This window comes from Phenylobacterium sp. (assembly GCF_030698145.1).
GTDB lineage: Bacteria > Pseudomonadota > Alphaproteobacteria > Caulobacterales > Caulobacteraceae > Phenylobacterium.
Genome location: NZ_JAUYNW010000120.1, coordinates 1 through 5,673 on the forward strand (window position 1 = coordinate 1; position 5,673 = coordinate 5,673).

A 5,673-nucleotide genomic window follows, 5' to 3' on the forward strand; every position below is an offset into this window, starting at 1 on the left:
GTAGGGCAGGTAGGATTTGATCGTCTTCGAGTCCGAAGCGCTCATCACCTTGGTGCCGCGATTTTGACGGATGTACTTGGCGCTGTGGCTGATCAGCCGGTGGCGCTTGCCCGCGACGCCGGCCTTGATCTTGCCGGTCGCAGTCAGCTTGAAGCGCTTTTTGGCGCCTGACTTGGTCTTCAGTTTGGGCATTTCACTTGCGGAACCCTGGGGCCCGTCCTCTGGCGTATTGATGAGCCGCCCTGGCATGCCTTTTGGCCAGACGACTCCGAAGAGCGGGGCAAATACGCGAAAGGGTGAGGGAAGGCAAGGGTTCAGGCCCGCCGCGGGACCCGTTTCAGCACCTGGAAGGCCAGGACCAGGGCCGGCAGGATGAGGATGCAGCCGAGCGCGAAGGGCGCGCCGGGCGAGACCATCGAGAAGAGCTGGCCCGCATAGATCGGCCCGCCGATGCGGGCGAGCGCGTTGTTGGACATGTTGAGGCCCAGCATCTCGCCCTGCCGATCGGGCGGGGTGGAGATGGAGATCAGGCCCACGAGGTTGGGGAAGCAGATCGACTGGCCGAAGCCGACGATGGCCAGGCCCAGCACCGCCATGGGCCAGGCGAAGGACGCGAACTGCACGAACATGCCGATGAACATCAGGCTGAGGCCCGCGATCAGCACCCGCGCCTCGCCGAAGCGGCGGACCAGGATCGCGGCGCCCATGCCCTGGGCGAAGGCGCCGATGACGCCGATCACCATGAAGGCCAGGCCGATCTCGCGCGGGCCCCAGCCGAAGCGGGCCTCGGTCCACAGGCCGTAGGTCGCCTCGATCCCGGCGAAGCCCGAGACGATGACGAAGGAGATGATCATCACCCGCGAGATGATCGGATGGGCGAAGGCCTCGCGCAGGGCCGGCGGGCGGCCGTGGGGCCGCGATTCTCCGGTCGGCGGCCGGGTTTCCTTGACGAACAGGAAGACCCCCAGGGCCGAGGCCAGGCCGAAGCCGGCGGCCGCGAACAGCGGGATGTGGAAGCCGATGGGGCCGAGCTCGGGCTGGGCCAGCAGGCCCCCCAGCGCCGGGCCCGTCATGAAGCCCAGCGAGAAGGCCGAGCCCATCACCCCCATGCGGCCGGCGCGCTGGTCGGGCGGGGTGATGTCGGCCATGCAGCCCTGCAGGGTCGAGATGTTTCCGGAGAACACCCCGCTGGCGAACCGGGCGAGGAAGGCCAGCCAGATGGTGGGCGCAAAGGCCAGCGCCACGTAGCAGAGCGCGGCCACGGCGATGGTGACGATCAGCACCGGCCGCCGGCCGATCCGGTCTGACAACCGGCCCCAGAAGGGCTCGCCCAGGAACTGGCCGCAGGAGAAGGCCGAGAACAGCAGGGCGATCTGCCAGGCCGGCGCGTCCAGCGCCTTGCCGAAGAACGGCAGCAGCGGGATCACCAGGCCGAAGCCGGCGATGTTGAGGAAGGTCACCGACAGCAGGATGAAAAGCGCGCGGCGATCCTGCGGCGCGGCTGGGGGCGCCTGGCTCATGGCTCGCCGCCATTGGCGCGGTGCCTGACGGCCCGGCGGCTGGCCGACAGCGCCAGGAAGATGGCGGGCGCCACGACCAGCGCGCCCAGGATGAAGGGCCCGTTGATGGCGACGGGGAAGATCAGGCCGGCGCAGAACGGTCCCACGACGCGGGCTAGCGCGCCCGTGGCGTTGTTCAGGCCCAGGATCTGGCCCTGGCGGTGCGGATCGGCGGTCTGGGAGATCATCGAGCCGACATTGGGGAAGGCGACCGACTGCCCGATCGCGGTCAGGCACATCAACCCGATGGTCACAGCCCCGCCCGGCGAGATGGTCTGGCCCGCGGCCGAGAGCACGGTGATCCCCATGCCGATGGCCAGCATCCGGCCCTCGCCGAACCGCTCGGAGAGCCGGCCGGTGACGAACATCTGGGTCAGGGCCGCGGCGACGCCCACGAAGGCGAAGCACACCCCGATCTCGCGCGGGCCCCAGTCGAACCGGGCCTGGGCCCAGAGGCCGAAGGTGCTCTCGATGCCGGTGAAGGCGAAGCCGACCAGGAAGGTCAGCAGCATCAGCCGCCCGATCACCGGATGGCGGATGACCTCGCCGGTGGCCGACCAGCGGCTGGGCCGGTGGGTGATGGCCTGGTCGCGGGTCTTGCTCTCGCGGATGAAGACCATGATGGCCACCACGCAGATCGCCGCCAGGCCCGAGGCGATGAAAAGCGGGATGCGGAAGCCGATGGGCCCGGCGTCCGGATTGGCAAAGATCCCGCCGACCATGGGGCCGAAGATCAGGCCGACGTTCCAGGCCGCACCCTGGTAGGAGAGCAGCCGCGTTCGCTTCTCCGGCGGGGTGACGTCGGCGATATAGCCTTGGACCACCGCCCCGTTGCCGGCCGCCATGCCGCCCACCAGGCGGATCAGGAAGGCCACCCAGATGTTGGGGGCGAAGGCCAGCGCCAGGTAGCAGAGGCAGTTGCCGGTGATGGTCGAGATCAGCAGCGGCTTGCGGCCGTACTTGTCCGACAGCCGGCCCCAGAACGGCTCACCGAAGAAGGCGCCCACCGAATAGGCCGAGAAGATCAGCGCGATCTGCCAGGGCGGGGCGTCGAACGACTGGGCGTAGAAGGGCAGCAACGGGACGATGATCCCGAAGCCCAGCATATTGATGAAGATGACGGCGATGAGAGACGGCGCCGCCATCGAGGACGGCGGCGACGCCCTCTGCGGCGCGGTATCGGACATGTGAACGGTGTTAAGGGTCGCCGCGCCGTGCGGCAAGTCCGAGCAAGGGGGTCGGACTTGCCATGGGTCGATCAGGCGGGGGCGGTCGCCTCTTCCAGCGAGGCGCCCAGCCGGTCGATCAGCCAGGTGGTGCCGTGCTCGCGCTGGGCCACGGTGTCATGGCCGTCGAGAAAGGCTCCCATCTCGGTGACCACCATGCGGGTGCCGGCGCCTTGCGGGTGGAACTCGATGGTGGCGACCGAGACGGAGATCCGTACCCCGTCCATGTCCATGTAGTAGGCGTAGACGATGCGCGCGTCGGGGACGATCTCGCGGTAGTCGACGGCGAAGACGTATTCCGCGCCCTCGGCGCTTCCCTTGCTGTACTCGCGGCCGCCTTCGCGGAAGTCGAACTCGTAGCCGGCCTCTTCCGCGGCGGGAAACCAGCGGGCCTTGAGCCTGGGGTCGGCCCAGGCCGCGAAGGTCCTGGCCGGCGTGGCGGCGTAGACGCGTTCGATGACGAAGGTGGCGTGGACGACGGAGCGCTGGGTCATGGGGTCTCTCCTCAGGTCTCGGGTTCGGTTTCGGCCAGGAAGTCACCCAGCCGGTCGAGGCGGCGCTCCCATGTGGTGCGCCGGGCGTTGATCCACTGTTCGGCGAGTTGCAGCCGCTCGGGCTCGATCTGGCAGGTGCGCACCCGTCCGACCTTCTGCGACCGGACCAGGCCGCTGGCCTCCAGCACCGCCAGGTGCTGGACGACGGCCGAGAGGGTCATGTCGAGCGGCATGGCCAGTTCGCTGACCGAGGCCGGTCCCCGGCTCAGCCGTTCCACCATGCTGCGCCGGCCAGGGTCGGACAGGGCGTGGAACATCAGGTCGAGGGGCTGTGATTGCTGAAGCATTCACTTAAGTATCAGGCGGCGCGCCGCTTGGCAAGCGTCTCAGCGCTTCAGCGGTCTGCGGCGGCCAGCGCCGCGAACGGACCTTCCGCATGGGCGGGCGCGCCATCGACCAGGGTCAACAGGCTGCGGGTGGCGGGCAGGGCGCCCAGCGGGACCGTCAGGATGTCCTGCGAAAGCACCGCCAGGTCCGCGGCCATCCCCGTCGCGATCCGGCCCTTCAGCGCCTCCTCACCCTCGGCGAAGGCCCCGCCCTGGGTGTAGGCCTTCAGGGCCTGTTCGCGGGTTAGCCCCTCGGCGGGGGCGTTGGGACTGGCGATGGCGATCATCATGTTCAGAAACGGATTGGAGGGCGGGCCGCCCGCGTCCGAGCCAAGCGCGAACGGCACGCCGGCCGCCACGAGGGTCTTCAACAATTCGAACTCGCGGGCGCGGTCGCCCAGCCGCGCCACGATCAACGGCACGCCCTTGGCGTCAGGCATGGGGTCCAGGTGAAGCGGGTTCTGGATCACCACCACGCCCAGGCGTTTGGCCTGTTCGAACCGGGCCGGAACCAGTCCGTCGGCGTGCTCGATGCGCACCCGGCGGGCGCGCCAGGTCGCCGCGGGGGCGGCCGCCTCCATGGCGTCGAGCAGCCGGCCGAGTTCGCCGTCGCCGCTTACATGGAAGGCCGGCTGCTGGTCGGGGTGGGCGAGGATGGCGCGCAGCATGTCGCGCAGCTGGCCGTCGGTATAGTTCGAGCGCCCGCGCCATCCCGGCCGGTCGGCATAGGGGACGCTCATATGGGCGTCGCGTTCGATCGGCGTTGAATCGAGCACCCACTTGATCCCGGCGATCCGAACCCGCCCCTGTCCGGCGGCCTGGCCTTCGAACTGCGACCAGGCGTCCTCGACCCGGCGTTCGGGCATGCCCCAGCCATAGACCCGCCACTTGATCGGCACGCCCGCCAGGGCCGGCATGGCGTCGGCCAGGGCCTGGTTGTTGAGCATCTGGTGGTAGGTGGTCACGCCCCAGCCGGCATAGAGCCCGGCGGTGGCGCGATAGGCGGCGGCGAAGGTCTCGACCGGCAGGCCGGCGGTGCGCGCCCGGGTCAGCCGCCACTCCGCGTTCTCCCGCGCCCGGCCGTCCAGGCGGCCATCGGGCCGGCGGTCGTACCAGCCGCCCAGCGGGTCCCTGGCGTCGTCGGCCACGCCCAGCGCCTTCAAGGCCGCGGAGTTCATGAACGTGCCGTGGCCCCACCAGGGCCGGATCATCACCGGGTTGTTCGGCGCCGCGATGTCCAGGGCCGCGCGCCAGTCGCGGTGATCGTTGACCACCAGCGGACCGATGGTCGCCTCGATCCATCCGGGACCCTGGCTCGCGGCGGCGCTCACGGCGGCGAGCGCCTCCTCCGGCGTCGGGCCGGGCCAAGGCAGGTTGGGCATGGGCGCGTCGCGCGCGCCGGACGAGGCGCCGGCATGGCCGTGGGCCTCGACCAGTCCGGGAACGACGAGCCTCCCGCCCAGGTCCACGGCGCGTCCGCCAGCCATGGCCCGGACCGCGGCGTCGTCGCCGACCGCGGCGATCTTGCCGTCACGGATGGCGACGGCGCTGGCGAAGGGTCGCGCATCGTCGCCGGTGAAGACCTTGCCGTTCACGAGATAGAGGTCGGCGGCCAGGGCGGCGGCGGGCGCCAAGGCGACCACGGCCAGGGCTGTCAAGAATGCGCGCAAGGTCCGACTCCCGATGCTTCGAGGCCAACAGGGCCTGGATCGTCGGTCTCGTCAATCAAGCACCCAAGCAAAAGGCGGCCACCTGAGGGTGGCCGCCTTAGCGATATTGAGGTCGATTTAGATTAGCGCGGCGCCAGGATCATGATCATCTGGCGGCCTTCCATGCGGGGCTCGTACTCGACCTTGGCCACCGGCTCGAAGTCGGCCTTCACCTTTTGCAGCAGCTTCATGCCCAGTTCCGGGTGGGCGAGTTCGCGACCACGGAAGCGCAAGGTGACCTTCACCTTGTCGCCCTCTTCGAAGAAGCGGTGCATCGAGCGCTGCTTCACCTCGTAGTC

7 protein-coding genes are annotated in these 5,673 nt (G+C 69.5%); all 7 read right to left on the reverse strand.

Features of this window, described 5'->3' with window-relative positions; genetic code table 11:
• Positions 1-192, reverse strand: a 192-nt coding sequence (rpmI, locus tag Q8Q77_RS17385) for a 50S ribosomal protein L35 (RefSeq protein ID WP_305584965.1), incomplete at its 3' end; no start/stop codon positions are given.
• 122 nt (positions 193-314) lie between these two features.
• Complete coding sequence (locus Q8Q77_RS17390; RefSeq protein WP_305584966.1) at positions 315-1,520, reverse strand: MFS transporter; 1,206 nt, start codon at positions 1,518-1,520, stop codon at positions 315-317.
• Positions 1,517-2,746 carry an MFS transporter gene (locus Q8Q77_RS17395; RefSeq protein ID WP_305584968.1) on the reverse strand — a complete coding sequence of 410 codons (1,230 nt, stop codon included), beginning with the start codon at positions 2,744-2,746 and terminating at the stop codon, positions 1,517-1,519. Before Q8Q77_RS17395 ends, Q8Q77_RS17390 begins: the two co-directional genes overlap by 4 nt.
• Positions 2,747-2,817: 71 nt before the next feature.
• Positions 2,818-3,279, reverse strand: coding sequence for an SRPBCC family protein (locus Q8Q77_RS17400; protein ID WP_305584970.1), 462 nt, complete (start codon positions 3,277-3,279; stop codon positions 2,818-2,820).
• 11 nt (positions 3,280-3,290) lie between these two features.
• Positions 3,291-3,626: a helix-turn-helix transcriptional regulator gene (locus Q8Q77_RS17405; protein ID WP_305584971.1), complete on the reverse strand. Its 336-nt coding sequence runs from the start codon at positions 3,624-3,626 to the stop codon at positions 3,291-3,293.
• 47 nt (positions 3,627-3,673) lie between these two features.
• On the reverse strand, positions 3,674-5,335 hold the full coding sequence (locus tag Q8Q77_RS17410; protein WP_305584973.1) for an amidohydrolase: 1,662 nt from the start codon (positions 5,333-5,335) through the stop codon (positions 3,674-3,676).
• Between the two features lie 122 nt (positions 5,336-5,457).
• A partial coding sequence (gene infC / locus Q8Q77_RS17415) for a translation initiation factor IF-3 (protein WP_305584975.1) occupies positions 5,458-5,673 on the reverse strand: 216 nt, incomplete at its 5' end.